We start from the raw sequence: 23779 nt of genomic DNA, 5'->3' as shown, positions 1-23779 counted from the left end.
GTATTTAAAGCGTTAGATGATGTAAATATCGTCATGAATGAAAATGAATACGTAGCCATTATTGGCCCTTCAGGCTCAGGTAAATCAACTTTAATGAACTTACTTGGCTGCTTAGATACACCCACTAGTGGCGATTACTTTTTAAAAGATAAGCTTGTAAAAAGTATGACCGAAACCGAGCTTGCCCATCAACGTAATGAGAGCGTCGGATTTATTTTCCAAAGCTTTAACTTACTGCCTCGCGCATCTGCACTTGAAAATGTAATGCAGCCCTTGGTTTATCGTTTTATACCCGCAAAACAACGCAAACAAAAAGCACTTGAAGCATTGCAACGCGTTGGTCTTGGCGACAAAGTTGATCACCTATCAAGTCAGCTTTCGGGTGGGCAACGTCAACGTGTAGCCATTGCTCGCGCATTAGTAACTAAACCACATATTTTACTGGGGGATGAACCCACAGGTAATCTTGATAGCAAGACCACAGCAGAAATAATGACCTTGTTTGATGAACTGCATAATGAGGGGCACACTATTATTTTAGTAACCCACGAGCAAGAAATTGCAGACCATTGCCAACGGGTTATTCGCTTGGTAGATGGTAAAGTAGTGAGTGATGTAAAAAAAGGCGAAGGAGAAAAACAACATGTTTAAATCTGCCATTGCCATTATGGAAGGAACAAAAGCAGCATTAATGGCTATTAAGGCCAACGCAATGCGCAGCGCATTAACCTGTTTAGGTATTATTATTGGTGTTGCAGCCGTTATAACTGTGGTTGCAGTTATGCAGGGCTTTACTAAACAAATTAACGATCAACTTGCTGACATGGCACCCGATGTAACCTCAATCAAACCATTTACAAGCATCGAGCAAGAAATGGTTGGTAAAAACGCAAAACTGACTTACTCCGATTTTCTAACACTAAAAGCACGTATAAAAGAAGCCGAAACACTAACCGCACTTATGTTTACGTGGCGTTTTTCTGGTGGAGCTGAATACGGAAATAAAAGCCATTCATCACGCGTGATGGGAACCGAACAAGATTACCAAAAAGCATACCGCACGTTTCCAGAATTAGGCCGCTTTATTCGCGCGGAAGATGACGAAAAACGCCGTCGGGTTGCGTTTATTGGTCCTTCTATTATTGAAAAGTTAAATTTACCCGATAACCCAGTAGGCGAATATATCAAACTTGGTGGCGAATGGTTTAGGATCATTGGAGTAGCCGAAAAACAAGGTAGCTTATTTGGCTTTGATCAAGATGATTATATAAATATTCCGATCAGTACCATGAGCGCGTTAGAGGGTGCTAGCAGCACGAGTAACGTGCAAATAATGTTTAGACTTAAAGAAGGGGTCGATGAAGAGCTTACTTTAGCTAAAATAACGCGTATTTTACGCCAATTACATAAATTAAAAGACGGAGAAGAAAACGACTTTGAATTTGAAACCGCTGAAAAAGCCCGTGCTAATGTTGATAAGTTTACAGGTAGCGCCACGGCAATCACTGCTGGTATTGTTGGTATAAGCCTTGTTGTAGGGGGGATTGGCGTAATGAATATTATGCTGGTATCGGTGACTGAACGTACCCGAGTAATAGGCACTCTTAAAGCATTGGGCGCAACACCCGGCTTTATTATGCTACAGTTTTTGGTGGAAGCCGTAGTGCTATCGTTATTTGGCGGACTCATTGGCTTAGCTATAGGTTATGGTGCTGCCGCATTGATTTCGTTTATGGTTCCCAGTATGCCGGATGCTTACATACCTGGTTGGGCTGTGATGCTATCGTTCGGTTTTACGTCACTTATCGGTATTATATTTGGCTTAGCCCCTGCTATTAAAGCGGCAAGGCTAAACCCTATTGAAGCATTACGATACGAATAATCAGCATCAATCTCTACTCAGCTTTAAAAGGTACCTTAGTGCAGCTCACTTCAACTGTTTTAGGGTACCAAGCCGGGCCTATCTGATTAACTACAACCTCCGCTACTCCATTACTAAATGACTTATACGTGTGCACCGTTTGCCATTGTCCTTGTGGACAATGCTCACTTAAGTCAACCGCATCAGATCCCTCATACAAAGCTAAAGCAAAATTATGATGCCACTGAGAACTATTGTGCGACTGGTTATTAACTTTTTCAGGTACACCATTATCAAAGTAAATATTTGTGCAACCAGTTAACATAGCAAAAGTAATACTGCCTAAAATTAATTTAAGATTCATAACGCCTCCTGCGTATTTTGCTCTTCACACCATACCTTTATGGTATGTGGTGAATAAATGCCTAGCGTAATTAAACCCAACGCACCATCGCTAAATGTTTGTTGCGACTGCATTTGAGCCGCTTGTGTATCTGTACAAATCTGTTTTACATCCACACGTTCCTCTCCTACTAACCCCCATAAATAAAATGGACGGCTATCTTCGTAGGTCGCTTTACTTGTAATTTTTGCGATAGCGTGTGGCTGTATGGTAACCGCAGAACAGGCGCTTAAGCCTAATACTACAAACCCCATTATTAATGATTTCATGTTTGTCCTTACTTGGTACTTACTTTCAGTAAATAAACTTTACAGTAAACCAGTAAAATAATGAGTAAAAAGCTGTGCGAAAAATGTAGCCAACCTTACAGATTTCAAACAGTTTTTTACACAAAAAAGGCCGCAAAATTGCGGCCTTTGAGTAAGTTTAGTTTCAGCTATTAAAACTTAGCCAAATTATTTACATTGTCTTTATCAACCAGTTTTACGTACGGATCTACCCCTGCAAATAAAGGTTTTTCTTTTACCTTTAACTCAATAATATTAGTACCCGTTACTATTTGATGTTTTTGTGAGTAAATCACAAAATCTTCAGCGAGTAGATTTTCAGGATCGTCACTAAACAACACAATATCAATTAACTCATCGAGTGGCTGTTCTGTTTCTTCACCTTGACCATCAGCACGTTGCTTAACAGCTTCAACGTTTAACGTAACACTGTAAAAGCCCTCACTGTCGGCTTCGTCTGAAATCGAAACCTCTTTCATTTCCAGCTCATACAAAGTGATATATTTAAACTGATCGTCAATAAAGTTTTGCTCAGCTTGGGTTGCGTCTTGTTTTAAATAACTTAGTAAATCAAGTGTTGTTGGGTATGGCGTTGACTGATATCTAAACTCATTTAAAAATGCCTTAAGTGCAGCGTTTAGGCGTTTTTCACCTAGGCGATCATAAATCGCCATCATAACAACAGATCCTTTATTGTAATGAAGGTATTGCTGAGCCTGGGTTTTATATAGTGGCATCTCTTCAAACGCTTCTCCAGTACGGCCCATTAAGTACCTATCTAGCTCGTATTTTAAAAACTTACGTAGCTTTTCTGGGCCAAAGCGTTTTTCAAGCACCATAAGCGCACTGTATTGTGAAAGCGTTTCGGACATAACTTCACTCCCCTCTACATTGGCGCCTGATACTTGATGACCCCACCATTGATGCGCTACTTCGTGTGCAGTTACGTAATAAGGCAGGTCAATTTTACTTTCATCCCTTGAGTCTGTAACAAAACCAATGCTTTCTGAATAAGGAACAGTATTAGCAAAACTTTGCGCAAATGAGCGATAGCGAGGAAATTCAATAATACGTAATTGCTTATGCTGATAGGGGCCAAATGCTTGTGTAAAATAATCTATCGAGTCTTGAACCGATTCAATCATGCGGTCAACATTCCACGCATGACTTTTATGGAAATAAACCTCAATATTTACACCATTATGCTCAACCTTTTTACTTTCCAATTCAGCCGACTGCACCGCATAAAAATTTATAATAGGTGCATCCATTTCATAAACAAAGGTTCGGCGCCCATCTTTTACGCTTTCACTTTGTAAATAACCAGGTGTAATCGCAAATTGCGATTCATCGGTCGTTACCCTGGCCCTAAAGTTAATAAACCCAGTAGCTTGACCAAAATCACTTTGTGTATAGTACTGGCTATCTTCAAGTTTATTTGCTCGTTCTAGCTCTGGTAAGCCATGTTTACGGCGCTTAAATTTATCAGCCACCTGTAAACCACGGTTGTACCCGAAGTTAGGAAAAAGCTCCCAATTATTAATAAACGTACCATTAGCCACTAACTGTGTATCGGAGCCACTATCGGTAAAGCCTGTATGCTCGCGAGTGACAGACAGCTGCCCTTCTCTTACCTCGTCTGGCATAAGGGGCTGATCAAATTCAAACCATGCAGAATAAAGCGCTGGTAATTTTTCAACAATTTTACCGCCAGCCATCGTTACATCCCAGCTTTTGGCGTGTTGCGGTGAGGTGATCAATACTCGCGAAATTGGCTCATTAGATGTATTAGTAAACTTAATTTTTGCAACTGCACTTAAAGCACGCTTTTTAGGGTAAATATCAACAGTTAAGTCAACATCGGTCACCATAGGCACTGCTAAATCTTTATATTGTGCAAACTGTTTTTCATAGCTTACTTGCTTGTCTTGAAACGCATCGCTTGTGATAAATTCGTTTAAAACACGCGTATTGTGATAAATGTTATAACCTGCACCAACAAACACCAGTGCACTAACACAAACAATTACTTGCCCCTTTAACGACATATTATAACGAAGCAGAGACAGTCGTGTACGTAGTGTTTGTGAAGGTCCTCTATGCCATAACGCAAATCCTACAATAGCCAAAACAAGACTTAACGCGCCCCAATACAATGTGTACCAATGCGCTGCTTCCAAAAAGTGTCCATAACCGTTTATATCAGAGTACGGTACGCTGCTGCTTTTCGAAAAATGATACATATGGTGTTCAAATCCATAAGAATCCATTACGATTTGGGCAATGTAATAAAGAATAAACAAACCCATCCCTACGTATTTATTTGGGCTAATAATTTGTAAAAAGAAGGCAAGCACCGTCAGCATAATCAATGGTAAAAGCGATAAATAAACAATCCTGAATAAATACTGCCCCAACTCTAAATTAAATTGCCCTTTAAATAACTGCACTGTGATTGTTAGTATCATTCCAACAATAAACAAGCCTGAAATAGCCGTGATTAACGCCAGTATTTTTGATACCCAAAAAACACTGTTATGCACAGGAAAGCTATCAACAATATCGCCCATACCACTTTGACGTTCGCGCCATACAAGTTCTGCACTATAAAAAGCGATAATAACAAACAAAAATAAACCAGAAATACCGCTAATAATATTTACCATATTCGCGGTGATCGGCCAGTTAGTTGTGCCGTAAGCGCCTATGGGCGCAAACAGCGGGATCATAAGCGTTACAATACTTACACCCGCTAAAATCATAAAAGGAGCACTAAATATAACTTGTTTAAGTTCGAATATACTGCGCATTATTAGCTGAGATGGAGTACTAACCCCCGCTGATTTATAATTTTTAGCACTGTTGATAAGTGCAGCTTGTTTATTTTGAACAAAAGCAGAGACTTTAAATTGTTTTTGCTGTTTTTTAATTACTATGCGGTTGCTTAGCTTTCCAAGACCAAAAAACATTGTAATACTGATTGCCACCCACAATATACGGTTAACTAAAAGGTCACCTGTGAGGGTTAGCACTTCTGTGTTTTTATCACTCACAGTCCAGTAACGCGTCAAATCAATTAAAGACCCCAAGCCAAATGGGTCGGCGTAAACAACTATATTTCTAAATGCTAAATCATCAAAATAAGCACTGGCTATTTGATAGGCGATAAAAATAACAACGGCTGCGACATACACCGACATCATCGTTTTAAAATAGACAGCCACACTGTTAAAAATAGCCGAAAGCACCAGCAAACTGGGTACTGCAATATAAAAATAAGGTGCAGCGTAATACACAAACTTATTTGGACCCACTAGCTCACTATCGAGCCATCCAACTGATAAGCCAAACTGCGACCCTAAAAGTACTCCTAAAGGCACGGTTAAAAATACAACCAGCACCACTAAGTAAGCACCAAAAAAGCGCCCAGTTTGATAAGGGACAGGATTAACAGGCTTACTAAAAACCAGTTCATCCATTTTAGTTTCACTATTTCTAATAGCGGAGCTGGCAACAAAGTTAACTACCAAAAACATCGCAAATACACAAAATGTAATGGTCAACATCATAATTGAAAAAGGCGAATTCATATGTACATTAGCGCCGCCTAGCGGAAATTTGCTAGAAGAGCTGATAAAAAACGCCATAAAAAAGAACATTAATGAAATGATATAAAACGAGGGCTGGCGCACAAAATAGCGCAGCTCAAACGCGAGCATATTAAAAAACATAACGCCTCCTTATGCTACTTGGCTATTACGATGATTGAGCAAAGTAGAAAAGTACACGTCTTCTAGGTTTGCATGGCTTGATTGAAAACCTTCAGGGGCTTGTTCCGCTAATACATGCAATATGGTTTGCCCAGCAAATAAGCGTTTAGAAATAACAGGTAGCTGTGGCTCAAGCTCTTGCGCTTCTTCTTGGCTCATGGCTTTGCGCCAAATTTGGCCTTGCAGCTTGTCGGTGAGGGCAATCGGGTTACCCTCTAATAAAATTTTACCACCAGCCAGTACCGCCATATTAGGGCATAGTTCAGCCACATCTTCTACTATGTGGGTTGATAATATAACGACTTTTTGCTCGCCTAAGCTTACTAACAAGTTATGAAAGCGATTTCGCTCTTCAGGGTCTAGCCCTGCGGTTGGCTCATCAACGATTAGTAAATCAGGGTCGCCCAATAACGCTTGAGCAATACCAAAACGCTGGCGCATCCCGCCCGAAAAGCCACTTACCGCTTTTGAGCGATGTTGATATAAATTAGTGTGTGCTAGTAGGCCTTCAACCGACTCTTTACGCTCCCTTTTATTATGAATCCCCTTTAAAACAGCCATATGGTCTAGCAAGTCGTAAGCACTAACACGCGGATAAACACCAAAATCTTGCGGAAGGTAACCTAAACGTTGGCGCAGTGCTTGTGGGTCTTTAAATACATCAATACCATCAAAGGTAATTGCCCCCGCGTTGGCAGATTGTAACGTTGCAATAGTGCGCATTAGCGATGACTTCCCGGCACCATTTGGCCCAAGTAGCCCAAACATGCCTTTACCTATTGATAAATCAACACCTTGCAGAGCGTGCACGCCGTTGTCGTAGGTTTTTGATAACCCTGTTATTGATAGCATTTTTTACTTCCTTGAATTGTAAGTATTATTTTTATACTGTTTTATACCACATTAAAAACGGGAACATAAGTTACGCTGTGGCCAACTTTGTAACAATAAATAAACAGCAACACACTCTAATAACACTTGCTAAGAAGTGAGCCTCTGGGTATAAAAACCACACACTATTGATAAGAAGCGAAAAGCCATGCAAGAACATAAAAACCAGCCATTGACCGATTTTATAGAATACTCACACGATGAAATGTTAGCCCGTGCAAATGAATTTTTACAAACAAGCCAGCGCCGCCATAGCATTCGCAGTTTTAGTGACCGCCCAGTGCCAAAAGAGATTATCGAAACCTGTATAAAAGCAGCGGGTACAGCACCTAGTGGTGCAAACCACCAGCCTTGGCATTTTGTGGCTATTAACAGTAGCGATGTAAAAAAACAAATACGCGACGCGGCTGAAAAGCTAGAGCGCTCTTTTTACGAAGGGCGAGCAGGCGAGGAGTGGCTGGATGCATTAAAACCATTAGGGACTGACGCGAACAAACCCTACTTAGAGCATGCACCTTGGCTTATTGCTGTGTTTAGTCAAAAAAAGGGCGGCGTGAGTACTGACGATAAAAATACAAATTACTATGTGCATGAGTCTGTTGGGTTAGCAACGGGGTTTTTAATACAAGCTCTGCACCGAGCAGGCCTTGCAACGCTTACTCACACCCCAAAACCTATGAGCTTTTTAACAGACATTTGTGGCCGCGATAAAGATAACGAGCGCCCTTATATGCTATTAATTGCAGGCTATCCGGATGAGCATGCAACAGTACCAATGCATGCACTAGATAAAAAATCGATTGATGAAATAGCCAGTTTTATTTAATCCCGTGCAAGGGGGAATAATCAATAGCAAGAATATCTCCCTCTTTAAGGCCAGCAATTACATGTTGTTTGTTATTAACCATTGTACCTAACCTTACGAAACGTTTAACTGGCGTTTCGTTTTCTAGTACATACACCATGTTTAATTGCCCAAACTCATGTACCCAACTTGGCTCAATTAAAATACCTTGAGCGCTTTTTGTAGGTAACTGCAACTGTGCGTAAAGCCCAGGAATTAACCCTAACTGTGCATTCGTATCGAGGCGAATAAGCAAGCTACGCGCGCTATTGTCGGCAACAGGGACAATCTCACTTACTACGGCAGGTGTTGTTATTGCCAAAGATGGAAGGGCCACATTTAAGCTATCTCCGAGTTTTAATTTTACAGCTTGTTGTTCACGCACATTAAATTCGAGCTGTAATTGCAATGGGTTATACACTGTAATAAGTGGCTTGCCCGGAGTGGCGGTGTCGCCGGGCTCGGTTAAACGCTCAACCACAACCCCTGAAATAGGCGCTATAATTTGAGTATAATTTAGCGCCACTTTTGCTTGTGCTTGTTGCTGCTGAGCGGCGGCTAAATTAGCAGTGAGATTATCAAATTTAGCCTTAGCCTCATCCAATTCACTAACAGGCACCAACCCCTTCGCATTTAAATCACTCATTCTAACTAATTGCTTTTGAGCTTGCGTCAACGATGCTTTCACCGCGTTAATATTCGCGTCGCTTTGTGCTAACGCCGCTTTAAAATCATCTTGCTTGAGGGTAATAAGTAAATCGCCTTTAGTGACCTTATCGCCCGCTCGTACTTTTAGCTGCTCCACCTGCGCCATAACATTTGATGAAATTTGCGTATTTTGTTTTGCAATTACACTACCCGGTACCTGCTCAATACCGGTGATGCTTTGCAGCGCAATGGTGACTCGCTCACCTTGATAATTACTTTGTTGTGATTCTTTTAAACCAGCAGCTTGTTGGTCAGAAAAGCTGCCTGCCATGTAAAGCACAGCCATAATAATTACCAATAAAGCGATTAAAGCGCCGATTAGTTTTGATTTACCCTGCATGCGCTTCACCCTCTGAACTTGCAAACACTAAATAATAAACAAGTGGCACTACAAATAACGAAAATACAGTAGACGCCACAATACCAAAAATTATCGCAATCGCGAGCCCGCTGAATACCGGGTCAAGTGTGATTACTAAGTTACCCAATAAAGTCGTGCCTGCGGTTAGTAATACAGGGCGCATGCGCACTGTTCCAGCAGCAATCAGCGCGTCTTCTATAGCCATACCTTGAGATCGGGCTTGATTAATAAATTCAACTAAAATAAGCGAATTACGAACCACAATACCAGCAAGGGCAATCATCCCAATCATTGCTGTAGCGGTAAATAATACCGGCTCAGGAGCGCCAGCTATAGCACGTTCTCCAAACTGATTTAATAACCAAAAGCCTGGCATAATACCTATCACCGTGAGCGGAATAGCCGACATAATAATTAGCGACAAGCTCGCAGATTGTGTTTGTACACGTAAAATAATAAATATGGCACTAAGCGCAAAGGCAAATGCAATTCCCATATCCCTAAACACATCTATGGTAATACGCCACTCCCCCTCACCACTAAAGTTGACATGCGTACCTTTAGGTAATTGCCATGGTGCAGTACCGCCATTGTTAAAAAAGTGGCGGTTTATCCACGGTGTTTTTTCAAAATAGTTAGGCTCGGCGTTAAAATCAGCATTTACGTCTGCAATAACCTCTGCTGGCGTTCGCCCGTTTAGCTCAGCCATAACATAAATTACATCGCGTTGATCTTTACGAACCCGAATGTCAGCAACCTGATGTTGCGTAAACTTACCTAACTCTGAAAGCGACACTAATGGCCTTGGTGCACTTTGTAAGCCAAATTCATTGCTGGTTTTAGCTAAATCTCTATCACCTCTGACTTGCAGTGCAAGTAATTGCGAAATTTGATTACGCTCGCTGTATGGTAACTGTAATTTAATATCAACAGGCTCTGTTTCGTTACTTACGTAAAGCACACCCACGGTTTCACCTTGTGTTGCAACACTTAACGATTGAGCAATATTTTGAGTAGAAATTGCACTGATTGCCGCTTTGCTCTTATCGGTTACAAAACGCTGTAAAGGTGAAGGTGCAACCATAGAGGTATCCACTTCGACTACGTGAGGCTCTTGCTTTAAACGTTCAGCTAATTGTTTAGCTGCTTGGTAATGAGTTTGCTGATCAACAAAATCATCTCGGTAAACCTCAGCAACTAAAGTACTTAATACGGGCGGACCAGGAGGCACTTCAACAACTTTTATTACTATGCCGTGTTTTGCTAAAGGTGCGAGCTGTTTACGTAAGCGCATAACCACAGCATGTGATTGATGCTCGCGCTCAGACTTATCAATCAATAACACTCTTAGCTCTGCTAAATGTGCAGCTTCACGGCGATAATAGCCGCGTACCATGGCATTAAAATCCATACTTGAAGGCTTACCAACGTACGCCGCTATTTCACTTACTTCGTTTAATTGCCATGTGAGTGTTTGCACCTGTTGAGTAAAGGCAGCGGTTCGTTCTAAATTTGTGCCCTCTGGCATGTCTATTAATACTTGTAGCTCGTTTTTATTATCAAACGGTAATAGCTTTAAAGGCACTAAACGCATAACTGGTAGCATGGCGCTAATAATAAACAAAATTAATGTGCCCCATAACACCCATTTTGCGCGCTGCTTTGAGACAAGCAGCGGGCTTAATAACGTTTGATAAATACTGATTTTGGGCTCAATTTCAGTGTGGGTATCTGTATTGGGCTTGAGTAACTTCATCGCAAGCCATGGCGTTACAAAAAACGCCACAATGGTGGATACCATCACGCTGATTGGAACGTTAAATGCCATAGGTGCCATGTACGGCCCCATCATGCCGGTAATAAATGCCAGCGGAATAAATGCCACCATAATCGTTAACGTAGACATAAGTAACGCACCGCGAATTTCGCTCATTGCGCCAACTATTTGCTGTTTTTTGTTGCCTTTTTTATTTAAAAAACGGCTTATATTATCAATGCCTGTAATTGGGTCATCTACCAATAAACCTAACGATAAAATAAGTGCAAATAACGTTACTCGGTTAATGGTATAACCAAACGCAAAATCCAGTGCCAGTGTAATGCCATAGCAAATAGGCACCGCTAACCCAACAACAATGGCGGGTCGCCAGCCCAAAAACACCCCAACAAATATCACTACCGTAAATACAGCAAATACTAAGCTTGATGTTAGATTATTTACTTTTTCATTGGCGGTTTGTCCGTAATCTCTTAATACCGAGTAGCTCACTTCTGGCGGTAAAAGCGTGCGTGATAACTCGGCCATCATTTGATGAACATGGTTTGCCACCGCCACGGCATTCGTGCCTGTTTGCTTAGCCACACTTAATGTGACCATGGGTAACTGTTGAGCATTAGAAGATTGTGCAAGCCATTGGTAATGTTCGCTCTCGCCAGGTCCGTCAATCACGCTTGCAATATCAAGTAAGTAAACACTCTTACCGTTTACTACATTTACTACAAGCTGCTCCACTGCAGACTTATTACGTAAAACGTCACCCGCTTGCAAAGCTATTTTTTGCTGACCATTTACAACACTGCCTAGTTGCGTAAGTTGATTAGATACACTTAATGCATAAAGTACATCGTTTATAGTCGTTTGGTGAGCAGCCAACGCGCTGGCATTTAAATTAATAGTGAGCGTGCGTTTACGCCCAGCAATCACTTTTACCTCGCTGGTGTTTTCAATACGTTGTAAAGCACTCGCAATTTCGTTTGCAAATCGTGTTAATTCGTAATCGCTATAGAGTTGTGGATCTTTGCTGTACAACCCAAGCATAACAATGGGAACATCATCGACCTCAATGGGCCGAATTTGCCAATCTTTAATAACAGAAGGCATTGTATGCTGGTAACCATTAAGCTTGGCGTAGGTATCTAAAATAGCCTGTTCACGATCATGCCCCACCTCAAACCTAAGTGTCACCACGCTAGCACCAGTTTGTGTGGTTGAATAAATATGTTCAACACCGCCAAGCTGGGAAAGTAACTTCTCAAGAGGCTGAGTCACCAGCCGTGTCACTTCGGGCGCTTCTACATTCGGAGCCGATACATATATATCAAGCATAGGCACCACTATTTGCGGCTCTTCCTCGCGAGGCGTTTGTTTTAAAGCAAACAGGCCAAACAAAATTGATAACACAAAAATAATAACCGGAATACGACCCGTTAAACTGCTTTTTACTGCGTTATCAATCATGTTCATTACCTCTACCCCTTACAAAACAAACCATACAATGTGCCTAAAAGATGAATAGCATTCTGATCAATCACACGGTAATAAATAGTTTGCCCCTCACGGCGAGTAGCAACAATATTCGTTTTTCTAAGGGCAGCTAAATGCTGAGAAAGTGCCGACTGCGCTAACGGCACCGCTTCATTAAGCTGTGTCACACTCATTTCGGTATCTTGCAACGAACATAAAATCATTAAACGATTTTTATTAGCTAAAATTTTTAATAGCTGCTCTGCTTGCTCAACGTTCCCCGCCATAGCAGTAAAATCAATATTCATATAAAGCTCTAATAATCTAATGTGATCGCAGTATAAATTGTTACATTAGAAAAGTCTAATATTAGGATTTACTAATATATGAAATACGATTATAGTAATTAGGTATTTAACTGGATAAGTGACCGACTATAATGAAACTCAATAATGCGCTTCGTCTGATCGCTGGCATAATGATTGTGATCTCAATTTTATTACAAACCTATCACGATCCTAGGTGGGTATATTTTACAGTGTTTATTGCCCTAAACTTGATGCAATCGGCTTTCACTAGCTGGTGCCCTATGATTACACTACTACGCAAATTTGGCGTTAAGGAATAAATATAATGCTTACTTCTATCCCCGATTTACTAAAAGTTATTACACCTAACCAACGACGTATCGACGCTGAACAAGCAAAACAAGAGATTATCGAAAACAAGGGCTTACTTATTGATGTGCGTGAACCCGCAGAACATGCTACCAATCCTGCTGTAGGCGCTATTAATATTCCGCGTGGCTTACTTGAAATGAAGTTGATGGAAATAGAAAAAGACGCTTCCCGCCCTATTTATCTGCACTGCGCTAGTGGCGCACGCGCCACATTAAGTGCTGAAGCAATTACACGTATAGGATATGAAAACGTCACCGTTATTACTTGTAACGCAACGCAAGTGTGTGAAGCTTTTTAATTATGGTAAACCCAAATAATTAGGGCCTTAGTTAGTAGACTCGACGATAAAAATCGTCGAGTCTACTGATTCAAGTTGGGCTTAATTTGTTTGAAAATAAAAGCGCGTTTCTGTTATTTTTTCAATAATGTCATACTCTAAGCCCATGTGGTTATACTCACCCTGAGTTGGTATTCTTGAACTGTAATTAACAACGACACCCCAATGGTTATCACTCACCCCTCCAAAAATTATGCTCATGCTCTTGTCATCATTTTTAGTGATAGCAGCAACATTATAAGCATTCATTAACTCCCTAACTTGCTTAGTTTCTGCTGATAACGTCATTAACTCTTCGTTTTCACCTAACTCAAAAACTTTATAATTAGCTGACGGAACAAATCCCGCATACTTAGAAGGATAATAAGTAACAAGTTGAGCTGGCGTGAAAAATGTATTATTTATTCGATAAACAAACATGTCTGTTTGCTGAATAAGATTTAGATCTTTTGACTGATTGAATTTAATAAGCTCATTCATCGTTACTTTTAAAAAGTCGTTAATTAAGCCTAACCGTTCTTCTTTGCAGGCTTGCTTTTTACATATCGTAACGTTAGGTAAATTGGAGAGTTGTGCCTTATTTATACTTAAAAAATTACGACCCAAAACACCTAAATTAAAGTTTGCAAACGCTTGTTTATCTTTATCACTTTTAAACTTAGTCGGATGAATATCAAGAAAACTAAAAGGATAAAATAACGGCAGATACGCGAGAGGTAAATCACTTTTAGGTAATATATCTCCAGCATGCTTTAGCAATGCTCTATATTCTGCGTCTATATCCTCATTAAAATAAGGTGGCATGCCACTGGCCTTAATCGTAGCCGAATTAATCAATAAAAATAAAAACAGTCCATATCTCAGCATATTTTTTAAGTTCCTTAGTAAGTGATTTTTTGTGTAGCAAAAGCTATTTTTTTTCATCAAGTAGCGTAACAAGCATATTCTCTATGTTTTTTACGCTATAGGTAAGTGTACGTATTAGCTCTACTTGGCTTTGCGGGGTTTCTTCATTTGATGATTTTGCTGGTGTGTTTGCAGTTAAGTTATCTTTTTGCTCAAGTATGGCTTCTCTGAATTCACTGGCATTTTCAACACCAAGTAATGACACTAATGCACCGTGGCCAGACTGCCCTGCTGTTTCAAAACTTAAACGATACAGTCCAAACATGCGCATTATTGGGCCTTGACTTAGGCCTACATCGGTTATTTTTTCAAGTGGTATCGATTTTTCTTCTTTAAAAAACACGCCGCGTTTTACAACGAGTTTTTGCGTGAGTAATTGTGCCGACATAGCCGCCAATATTCGCCCTCCCACTAGCCACACAATCGCCAAAACAATAGGTAACAACGGAATCGTCACCAGTGCTAGTACACTAAAAAAAGTGGCCATTAACATCCAGTATTGCTGCACTTTGGGGTCGAAAGTTGCGCTTTTTAAAACGTGGTTATTCATAAATTTATCCTTAATTTAATGAGAGCGTATACCCTGTACTAGGTCGTTTTTACGCCTTTAGTTACTTAAGTTACGTGAACAGTAACTTTAATGCAATTTAACTTATTACACTGAAATAAATTGTCACACTTCCTTTTATAACCCCCCCCTTTAAACAAAAAATATCTTCCACCTCAGTTCTGAACTGGCTTCACTTTACATAAAGTTTATTTTTGCATTAGAACGCGAATACCATGGGTTAACACCCGTTTTTAATATGCTTTTAATTATGTATTAGTGAGGCATTAAAAAAGCCGAGCAGGATTATGCTCGGCTTAGGTCTGGGAAAATATAACTGCTACTGTTTGTTTATAAGTATGCTCACATTTTCTCTATCTGGACCTATTACCTTAAAGGTGTAAGTACCTTGTTCGGTAATATTCAGTGCTATATTGGCACCTATAGCTTCGAGTGAAGTAAGTTCACCAATGGTGGCTACAGGTGCATCACCTGCTCCGCCATAATCAACGGTACTCCAATCTTCAGACGCTACTTTAAATTCATAGTCGCCCGCTTCTAACTCTATGGATGTAGAGTAAACCGCATTACCCTCGTACATCAGTGGGTTGTCTGTTCCCCATCCATTTAAACTGCCGCGAATAAACACCGGTGTTTGTGCAAACATTTCAGCGTTAAGTACTTTGAGCGTTACATTATTTAAATCACTGGCATCAAATACAAACTGGTATTCACCTTGCTCGGCAATATCTAAGGTCATATTTGCGCCCGCAACCGATAACTGCTCTGCTGTGCCTATCATCACACTTGCATCCCCCTCGCCAGAGCCATAATCAACCGTGCTCCAATCTTCTGACGCTATTTTAAATTCATAGCTTGCAGCGCTCAGTGTTTTAGTAAAGGTGTAAATGCCTTTGCCTTGATAGCTCAGCTCATCGGTTACTCCCCAATCATTAAGCGTACCGCGCACATAAATAGCGGTGCCTACAAATGGCTCTTCGTTGAATAAAGTAAGCGTTGGATTTTCAGGGTTTGAAGCATCAAGCGAAAATACATAAGTTGCATCAATGGCTGCATTAAAGATCATGTTGGCACCTGAGCGCGTTAGTGGCTCACTTTGGTTTTCTACAACGTCTTTATCGGCATCAGAAAGCGCACCAAAATCAACCGTAGACCAATCTTCTGAGGCAATTTTAAATTCGTAATCGCCAGCACTGAGTGCAATTGCTATACGGTATTCACCTTCGCCAATATATTCAAATGCATCACGTGTGCCCCAGTCGTTTAACGTACCACGAACAAACACAGCGTTGCTGCCATAAGGTACTACATCAGGTGCGCCTACGGTTGCATTTGCACTTAAACCAGTACCTTGGCTCTCACCTTGGTTTTTAGCAAAAACAGCTAACGTATAAGGCGGTACAGTGAATGTGCCTTCGTTATCGCCTTCGGCAAAATTGGCGCTGGCCATGCTTGCATCAACACTGTTTTTTAATACGTCATGTAATTCAAAACCCGCTGCAGTGGCAATAGTATGGCTAAGAGTTTGCTCGGTTGCGTTAATTATCACAACAAGCGCATCAAGTGCTGGGTCTAAGTCTGTGAGTTCTTCACCATCATCAATGCTCATTACAATTAAGCCGTGCTGCTGGTTTTTACCCACATTGTGAAATCCGACACGGTCGATAACATCTTGTTCAGTTGTTAATCTAAATAACGGGCTTGCGCTGCGGATAGCCAAGAATTCTTGAAATACATCACCTGCATAAGCTATGTCTTGCGGCATTGCCTGTGCATCTGCATTAGCAGAGATAGGCATAATTTCAGACCATTTTTCTTGGTTCTTCTCTGCGTTAGGTAAACCAATGTTCCAGTTATTATTCTCTTTGGTTAAATCAACAGCATTAAACCAATCACCGGCATTATAGCTATCACGGTCCATTGACTTAGAACGCAGTAAATCAGCGCCCAATTGCATAAATGGGATGCCTTGGCTCATAAGTGGAATCGACAATGCCACATTGTGCGCGCGCACACGTTGCTCAATACTCATGCTTGATGCATGTTTGTATTGCAACTGATCCCACAGCGTTTCGTTATCGTGTTTTGATACGTAATGAATGCTATCCGCTGGGTCAAGTGCATACGCCGTTGGTTGAGTGTTCCAAGTAAAGCTATTACCTTTAGATGAATTACCTTTAAAGTCTTTTAAAATGTAATTTTGTAAGTTGCCCGCCAGCGATAACCGTAACGTGTCTTGTTCGGCTAGGTTGCCATCTGTCGGGTTATTGCTAAACATTGCACCACCACGCACGGCTTCGCGAATACGGTCGTTAAATGTGCCTACCTCTGAGCCTGCCATATCAGCTTGTTTAGCTTGTGTGAATAAACGATTGTTGGCTACTTCACCAAAATCCCAGCCCTCACCGTAAAAATAGTTATCAGGGTCAACGGCTTGCACGGCTTCACGCGCAGCTAATATTGATGATTTAGGCATATGCCCCATTACATCAAATCTAAAACTGTCGTAGCCAAATTCACGCGCTAAAATAACCATTGAATCAGTAACAAACTTATCCATCATTACATGCTCTGTAGCTGTGTTTTCACAACAGGTTGAGCGCTCTATTTCACCACTTACTTCGCTATAGCGGTGGTAGTAACCTGGTACTAGCTTATCGAATACCGACTTATCCCAAATACCCGATGATGTTGTGTGGTTATAAACCACATCCAGTACAACACGAAGTCCTACTTCTTGCAGTGATTGCACCATAGCGCGTGTCTCAACTACGCGAGCAATGCCATCGCTGCTTGATGCATACGAGCCTTCAGGCGCAATAAAATGATGAGGATCATAACCCCAGTTAAAGCCATCTAAATCACGCATCGCACTGGCTAATGCTTGTGCATCGTCTGAGCCAGGTAGGTAACTTTGCATAATATCGACAATGGCGCTGTTTTTATCTTCGATTTTACATGCATCAGCTTCATCGTTAATACGCTCACATAATTTACCTAAGGTGTCTGTAATTTCCACACGCTGTGAAGCATCTTCTTCAATGGTGCCAATATCAGTCACTGGCAGTAAATGAAAGTGTGTTAAGCCTTTATCTGCTAATTGCTTAAGGTGCTGCATTGGCACGCTTTCAAGTTCAGTGAATGCAAGGTATTTACCACGGTTTGCTTCGCTTACTGACTGATCACGCACACTAAAATCACGTACATGGCCTTCATAAATAACCGCATCTTCTGGGTTAGTAATCGTAGGTACGATACGCTCATCCCAGCCTTCTGGTTTAGTGTCTTCATCGGCTAAATTAATCAGCTGGCTGTATAAGCCATTAGCAGATACATTGAGTGAGTAAGGGTCGGTACTCCATAGCGACTCTATTTGCTGAGTCAGTGGGTGGTAAACATCAAAATTAAAGCGATAGTAATGGCGGTCATATTGCGTATCTAAACTTACTTGCCAAATACCTGTCTGTGTATTTAATGTCATTGGCGTGGAGTGCACTTGTGTTTTTGCATCATCAAACACGTTTAGCACCATGTTATTCGCGGTGGGTGCCCACACAGTTACATCAATCGTGTTATTGCCATAATTTACGCCAAGTAATGCCTCGTTAGCATCGTCTTCGCCTTGTGTGTAAAGGGCATCGAGTGCTTTAGCGGTTTGTACAAAGGTTGCTTCTAGTAGCTTGCCATCGGCATCGTAGCCTGCAACAACAAGCTGTTGCTTTATAAGCTGCTTTGCAGCGTCTGCATCCCAACTACCTTCATAAGCAGTCCAATCCGTTAAGTGTGGTACTTTTGCAGCTTGCTCATCAGTTAACTCGCTTGCAGTCAGCTCAACGGTTTCACCATTTAGCCCAGTGTCTAAATCAACCACCAAGTCAGCGGCTGCTGAAGAATGTAACTTAATGATTTGTGTAAGCTCATTACTTGGCTTATACAATACTGTATTTAAATCAATCCAATGTGCTGATGCACCATCTATCGCCACCGGACGTTCGCCCAAGCTTAAAATAGGGTATTCAAACACCGAAGGCTCACCATGAATGGTAAAGTTCATACGCTGAAACTTTTCATCGTCTTGCATAAGCGGCATGGTTAAATCAACATCACCAAACGCTTTACCAGATCCTTCTGTGCCAATGTGCACAATAAAGTTAGCACACTCGTTATAACCTTCTTTGAGGTCAATTATCCAGTAGGCACCGTAGTTTGGGTCAATCCCATCGTATTCATGGCCGTTAGCCCAATCGCTCGTGTCAAACGGAGGTGCGTAAGCATCACACACATCGTTATTCCACGAATGTAATCGGTAACCTTCGTAGTTATCGTCGGCTAAACGGTTATAAAATAAAACTGCCTCACCTTCACCAGCAAATACAATAGGATCAGGCAATGTTGGGTCAGCGCCCACTACACAGCTTTCGTTTTTATCATCCGGTACAGTAGGCGCTGCACACGTTATAGGCTCAGGGTCCACACATTGCGAGCCTGCTTCGTTTGGTACTTGTGGCACATTACAGGTTAAAAGCTGCTGCCCCGACTCGACTTCATCTGTCCCACCACATCCTGCTAATATCATTAACCCTAAGGCTATTAGCAAATATTTAGACATTGTTATAATTTTCATTTTTAAACGCTCCGTTTGCTAATTAATGACTGTATGTAAAACCAAGATAAAACTGACGACCAAAGTACTGAGTAGTCCCTGTTCGCTGCTCTGAGCCAAAGTAACTTTGGGTTGGTTCATCGGTTAAGTTATTAACTTGCAAAAGCATGGTGAGTGAATCGCTAAAGCGATAAGACGTTTGAAAATCGATGACTGTTTCAGCATCAAAATTAACCACTTGTTCGTTAATGGCAACCTGCTCTGATACAAACTCATCGCGGTAGCGTACATTAAGGCGCGTTTCAAAATCGTCTAAAGCATAAAATAACGTAGCATTAAGCACGTTATTAGATAATCCAGGTAAAGATTGAACGAGAGTATCGCCCCCTAAACTGGTTATCGATTCAATTTCACTTTCGGTGTATGAGTAACTTGCATTAGCGCCTAAGCCATTAAATGGCTCTGGTAAAAAGGTAAACACTTGCGTATAGGCAAGCTCTAGCCCTCTAATGTAGCCACCTTCGCCATTATTAACTGCCGTGGTGTAAATACCGTTTGTTGTAGCAACTTGCTCACCACTGACCGGATCTTCTATAGAATCAGGGACATTAAAGCCATTACCTTTAAAGTCGAAGTTCTCAATCGATAGCGTTTCAACAAACGAGTCTATATTTTTATAAAATAACGCCGCAGCGACAGTACCGTTACCTTCTTCAAAATAATATTCGTAAGATAAGTCGTACTGGTCAGCATAAAAGGGTTTTAAAAATGGGTTGTTATTACTTGAACCGTTAATAACACCATCGTCACTTACGTTTGCGCTGGCATCGCCCGCTAAGCGGTTAATTGGCGCACGCGACATAACTTTAGCCGCAGCAAAGCGTACAAGTGAATTGTCGTTAAGTTGCAGGTTTAAATTTAGCGAAGGCAGGTAATCTGTATATTTAGTGCCTAATACATTAGGCGCGTATAAGTCATTAACAATGCCGTTCTCATCAACAATATTTTGCGCACCTAAGCGCGCATCGCCTGCTACGTTTTCAAGTACGGTTGCTGATTGGTCGGTTTCGATACGGCGCACACCCACATTACCTGATAGGTCAAGGCCGGCAATTTGCGTGTTAATGTTTACCATAACGTACGCGGCTAGCACATCTTCAAACACCGAGCCGCTTTGTAACACTGACCACGAATAGTTAGTTGTGTAACCTTGCGCGTCGTCTACGCCATCGGCGTTGCCCCATGTTTGAACGGGTTCTGGTGTGCCATCTGGAAACCACGCATTAAGTGCTTTATCTAAATCAATGGCTAAATACGATGGGAAATAACTAAAGTCGCCCTGCCAATCAACCACTGATGCCATATCGTCGGTTAAACGCAAAGGTGGCTGCGTTGTTGAAAATGCCCCGTCGTTACCGTACTCAAATACCGAGCGCTTTCGGCTGTATTCTCTATCTGAATAGCGTGCACCAAATTCTACTGAGCTAAATATATCGCTTTCTAACTCGTATTTAAAATCGAGTCTAAATGCCGTTACTTCATCTTCGGTTTGATCAGGGTAAATACCATATTTACTGACCATTACTCGGTCTATATCGCTAAAGGCGGCCGCCTGATTAAACCCAACGTCAGGTAAATTTAACCCATTTAACTGATAGTTAATTGCAACGTTGCTATCAAATACCGGCGTTTCTGCATTGGCATCTTCAGCCACTAAGCTCCACAACAAACCGTTTCTAAAATTACTTTTTGCGCGAGAAAGCGCTACATCAGCATTAACATTTAGTCTATCGGTTACTTGCCAATCGGCATTAACGCCAAAGCTGTCTACTTCGTCAAAATCTTGGTTGTCGTCATTCACTATTTCAACACGGGTATAACTTTTCGAAGTACGATTAACCGCAGCACCAATTACAGCATTGCCATCAAGTTGCGCATTTGCGTATGCTGCAGATGGGCCGCCTAATTTAACCCTAAAACCGCGGGCAAATGACTCTTTATCAAAGCGCGATAAAAACGCATCACCTTTTAATTTAAAATTATCTACCGGTGCCCACTCTATGGCAGCCAAATAGCCATTACGGGTTTCTTCACCGCCTAAATGCTGTAGCTCAAAGCCCTCGCTAATGTATTCACTTTCTGGGCTATCTATGGGGCCATTTGTGTCGTTTGGTACGCCATCAACATCTTTTCTATCGTTGTAAGCAAGGCCAATAAACTGTGTTGCTACACTTGGCTGAAATAAACGCGCAAACCCCAGTGCTACACCTAATGTATCGTCTAAATATTTACCTTGATACGAAAAGCTAATTCGGTCACCAAACTCAGTGGCATCCGATACCTCAGATGCACGGTCGTTATACATACCGCGCACATTAGCTACAAATTTATGCTTTTGATCATTATTGAGTGGGCTGGCTGTTTCAAGCTCTACCGTACCTGCCACACCACCTTCTATAAGCGATGCCTTTGGCGATTTATATACCGCCGCAGAGCTAATTAATTCTGATGGGTATTGGTCAAACTCAATACTGCGGCTACCACTTGTAGATACCTGCTCACGACCGTTAAGTGTTGAAAAAACAAAGCCGCCCGACAGCCCGCGTATATTAATTTGTGCAGCCTGCCCACCAGTACGCACAGCTGAAATACCCGGTAAACGAGTCAGTGCATCGGCCATTGAAATATCAGGTAATGCGCCTAGGTCATCAGCAGAAATTTGTTCTGACACCGTATCGCTAAATCGCTTTTGGTTAAGCGATTGAATTAAGCTGCGACTAAAGCCGCGCACTTCAATCACTTCTACATCGGTTTGAACTTGAGCGGTTTTGCTCGTCTCCTCAGGTGGTTCTTCAGTAGCTGCAATAGCACTATTGGCGGCAAATAATGCCAGCATGAGCGCATTTAATTTAAACTTTTGCATGTGTGTGCCTTTTGGTTATTGTTTTGTGTGGTGTGTCAGTGCAGTAAAAACACAACCAACAAATTGTAACCAAAAGGTGAATATTTTGTGATGAATACGTATGCAGTATAGCCTGCTTAGGCTGCAGCTATTTTGAGCAATTTAGCTAGCAATAGCTTAAATACTCACTACCACCCTAATGGCTAAGGCAACAAATATAAAACCCAGTACTTTGTCTAACCATGGATTGTGTTTAGTAAACCCAAAACGGTTTTTAGAAAACTCTGTTAGGGCGGCAACAAGTAAGTACCAACCGGTATCAATCACAAATACAGTTAAACACATCACCATTGCAATGCTTAGGGTTAGATTTTCTGGATCAATAAACTGTGAAAACAAGGCTAAAAAGAAAATAGCAAGTTTGGGATTTAAAAAGGCAATGGCAAACCCATCTTGTAATGCTTTAATGCTACTCACTTCGCTATTTTGTATTTTAAGTTCATCATTGTTGGGTTTAGACAATAAAATTTTAATTCCTAGGTAAGCTAAATAGGCAGCGCCTAAATACACTAACACCTGATACACAGTAGGAAACTGTAGCATTAACGCACCCAAGCCAAGTAATGAGGCTCCCGCATATAGTCCCACTCCAATACCATGACTTAGCGCCGCTAGCATGCCATTTTTCATACTGCCGTTGAGCGAATGCTTTAATACAACCGCAAGGCTTGGACCCGGCGACATTGCGCCCATCATACAAATAGCCACTAGGCCTAACCACATAGAAAGAGTCATTTACAGCTCGTCAATTTCAATAAATAATGTATAACCATGCACTTGCCCATAAAAACCGGTTATTGGCACTACGCTAATTACTTTCCAGCCATCTTGATTTAATTCCTGTATGCGATCATTCAGCGCCGCTATATTTACCCCACCCATAAAGCGGGTCTTTCTAAATTCGATTACTTTTTGCATTTAAATCCCTGTGTATCTTATAACGTGTATTGAAAATCGTAGTAATGTACACCGTTTTCAATGCGTATTTTCATACTGCCGGCTAATCCTTCTAGCTCATCAGTGCCTGAGTCGGAAATTACAGTTAAAATTAGGCTGTCTTGGCCTTTATCCATAGTGCCAAAATGTTGTAATACAAAACTGCCTTTTTTGCCTTCAAGTTCGCCTATTACTTGCTCTATTGCTACATAACCAGCACTGCCTTGCACAGGTGTCATAGCGCTTAACATTTCGCCTTGGCTAGAAGCATTAAGCTTGCCTGTAAATGTTTTATCAATCGACATACGCCCTAAATTAATGCCGTTTTGTCCTTTGGCATAGCCATCTAGTGGGGCTAAGGCCACCGTAAATTGGCCTGTTACTATGTTGCTTGTCATAACAATTCCTTATTGATGAT

19 protein-coding genes are annotated in these 23779 nt (G+C 41.3%); 5 read left to right on the top strand and 14 right to left on the bottom strand.

Features of this window, described 5'->3' with window-relative positions; genetic code table 11:
- Positions 1 to 651 (top strand): ABC transporter ATP-binding protein (locus tag BCG07_RS13920; RefSeq protein ID WP_286890610.1); only part of this gene is annotated, 651 nt, incomplete at its 5' end.
- Complete coding sequence (locus BCG07_RS13915) at positions 644 to 1882, top strand: ABC transporter permease (RefSeq protein ID WP_006794233.1); 1239 nt, start codon at positions 644 to 646, stop codon at positions 1880 to 1882. The genes BCG07_RS13920 and BCG07_RS13915, both read left to right, overlap by 8 nt.
- A gap of 13 nt (positions 1883 to 1895) precedes the next feature.
- On the opposite strand, the gene BCG07_RS13910 is transcribed toward BCG07_RS13915, so the two are convergent.
- The 4 genes from BCG07_RS13910 to BCG07_RS13895 form a co-directional block, all read right to left on the bottom strand.
- Positions 1896 to 2225, bottom strand: a complete 330-nt coding sequence (locus tag BCG07_RS13910) for a Bor/Iss family lipoprotein (RefSeq protein WP_008127820.1) — start codon at positions 2223 to 2225, stop codon at positions 1896 to 1898.
- Positions 2222 to 2533 (bottom strand): Bor family protein, encoded by a 312-nt coding sequence (locus tag BCG07_RS13905; protein ID WP_010557717.1) that lies wholly within the window; start codon positions 2531 to 2533, stop codon positions 2222 to 2224. The genes BCG07_RS13910 and BCG07_RS13905 overlap by 4 nt, the downstream gene beginning before the upstream one ends.
- A gap of 170 nt (positions 2534 to 2703) precedes the next feature.
- The gene (locus BCG07_RS13900; RefSeq protein ID WP_010557718.1) at positions 2704 to 6282 is read right to left on the bottom strand and encodes an ABC transporter permease/M1 family aminopeptidase; all 3579 of its coding nucleotides are present in this window, start codon (positions 6280 to 6282) and stop codon (positions 2704 to 2706) included.
- 9 nt (positions 6283 to 6291) lie between these two features.
- The gene (locus tag BCG07_RS13895; RefSeq protein ID WP_286890607.1) at positions 6292 to 7173 is read right to left on the bottom strand and encodes an ABC transporter ATP-binding protein; all 882 of its coding nucleotides are present in this window, start codon (positions 7171 to 7173) and stop codon (positions 6292 to 6294) included.
- Between the two features lie 187 nt (positions 7174 to 7360).
- On the opposite strand from BCG07_RS13895, the gene BCG07_RS13890 reads away from it, so the two are divergent.
- Complete coding sequence (locus tag BCG07_RS13890; RefSeq protein ID WP_008130030.1) at positions 7361 to 8038, top strand: nitroreductase family protein; 678 nt, start codon at positions 7361 to 7363, stop codon at positions 8036 to 8038.
- Here BCG07_RS13890 and BCG07_RS13885 read toward each other — a convergent pair.
- The 3 genes from BCG07_RS13885 to BCG07_RS13875 are packed head-to-tail and all read right to left on the bottom strand — an operon-like array spanning position 8031 to position 12677.
- Complete coding sequence (locus BCG07_RS13885; RefSeq protein ID WP_286890603.1) at positions 8031 to 9104, bottom strand: efflux RND transporter periplasmic adaptor subunit; 1074 nt, start codon at positions 9102 to 9104, stop codon at positions 8031 to 8033. The two genes, BCG07_RS13890 and BCG07_RS13885, sit on opposite strands and share 8 nt — an antisense overlap.
- Positions 9094 to 12369 carry an efflux RND transporter permease subunit gene (locus BCG07_RS13880; RefSeq protein ID WP_286890601.1) on the bottom strand — a complete coding sequence of 1092 codons (3276 nt, stop codon included), beginning with the start codon at positions 12367 to 12369 and terminating at the stop codon, positions 9094 to 9096. The genes BCG07_RS13885 and BCG07_RS13880 overlap by 11 nt, the downstream gene beginning before the upstream one ends.
- A gap of 5 nt (positions 12370 to 12374) precedes the next feature.
- On the bottom strand, positions 12375 to 12677 hold the full coding sequence (locus BCG07_RS13875) for an ArsR/SmtB family transcription factor (protein ID WP_006794225.1): 303 nt from the start codon (positions 12675 to 12677) through the stop codon (positions 12375 to 12377).
- A 131-nt stretch (positions 12678 to 12808) separates the two neighbouring features.
- Between BCG07_RS13875 and BCG07_RS13870 the strand changes: the two genes are divergently transcribed.
- The gene (locus BCG07_RS13870; RefSeq protein ID WP_006794224.1) at positions 12809 to 12997 is read left to right on the top strand and encodes a YgaP family membrane protein; all 189 of its coding nucleotides are present in this window, start codon (positions 12809 to 12811) and stop codon (positions 12995 to 12997) included.
- 5 nt (positions 12998 to 13002) lie between these two features.
- Complete coding sequence (locus tag BCG07_RS13865) at positions 13003 to 13347, top strand: rhodanese-like domain-containing protein (protein WP_006794223.1); 345 nt, start codon at positions 13003 to 13005, stop codon at positions 13345 to 13347.
- 81 nt (positions 13348 to 13428) lie between these two features.
- Here BCG07_RS13865 and BCG07_RS13860 read toward each other — a convergent pair whose 3' ends face one another.
- From BCG07_RS13860 to BCG07_RS13830, 7 genes are all read right to left on the bottom strand, one after another.
- Complete coding sequence (locus BCG07_RS13860) at positions 13429 to 14253, bottom strand: hypothetical protein (RefSeq protein ID WP_286890597.1); 825 nt, start codon at positions 14251 to 14253, stop codon at positions 13429 to 13431.
- A 43-nt stretch (positions 14254 to 14296) separates the two neighbouring features.
- Positions 14297 to 14842 (bottom strand): PH domain-containing protein, encoded by a 546-nt coding sequence (locus tag BCG07_RS13855; RefSeq protein ID WP_008129868.1) that lies wholly within the window; start codon positions 14840 to 14842, stop codon positions 14297 to 14299.
- Between the two features lie 337 nt (positions 14843 to 15179).
- Positions 15180 to 19484, bottom strand: a complete 4305-nt coding sequence (locus BCG07_RS13850) for an alpha-1,6-glucosidase domain-containing protein (RefSeq protein ID WP_138740601.1) — start codon at positions 19482 to 19484, stop codon at positions 15180 to 15182.
- 22 nt (positions 19485 to 19506) lie between these two features.
- The gene (locus BCG07_RS13845; protein WP_286890594.1) at positions 19507 to 22386 is read right to left on the bottom strand and encodes a TonB-dependent receptor; all 2880 of its coding nucleotides are present in this window, start codon (positions 22384 to 22386) and stop codon (positions 19507 to 19509) included.
- 156 nt (positions 22387 to 22542) lie between these two features.
- A complete protein-coding gene (locus BCG07_RS13840; protein ID WP_008129861.1) occupies positions 22543 to 23160 on the bottom strand; it encodes a LysE family translocator in 618 nt (205 codons plus the stop codon).
- Positions 23161 to 23343: a DUF4177 domain-containing protein gene (locus BCG07_RS13835; protein WP_286890592.1), complete on the bottom strand. Its 183-nt coding sequence runs from the start codon at positions 23341 to 23343 to the stop codon at positions 23161 to 23163.
- A 17-nt stretch (positions 23344 to 23360) separates the two neighbouring features.
- On the bottom strand, positions 23361 to 23759 hold the full coding sequence (locus BCG07_RS13830) for a DUF3224 domain-containing protein (protein ID WP_006794216.1): 399 nt from the start codon (positions 23757 to 23759) through the stop codon (positions 23361 to 23363).
- Positions 23760 to 23779 lie beyond the last annotated feature (20 nt).

Source organism: Pseudoalteromonas sp. ESRF-bin5 (assembly GCF_002632075.1).
In the GTDB taxonomy this organism is placed as follows: domain Bacteria; phylum Pseudomonadota; class Gammaproteobacteria; order Enterobacterales; family Alteromonadaceae; genus Pseudoalteromonas; species Pseudoalteromonas marina.
The sequence above is the reverse complement of the archived record's forward strand: the minus strand, read 5'-3'. Positions and strand labels throughout refer to the sequence as shown.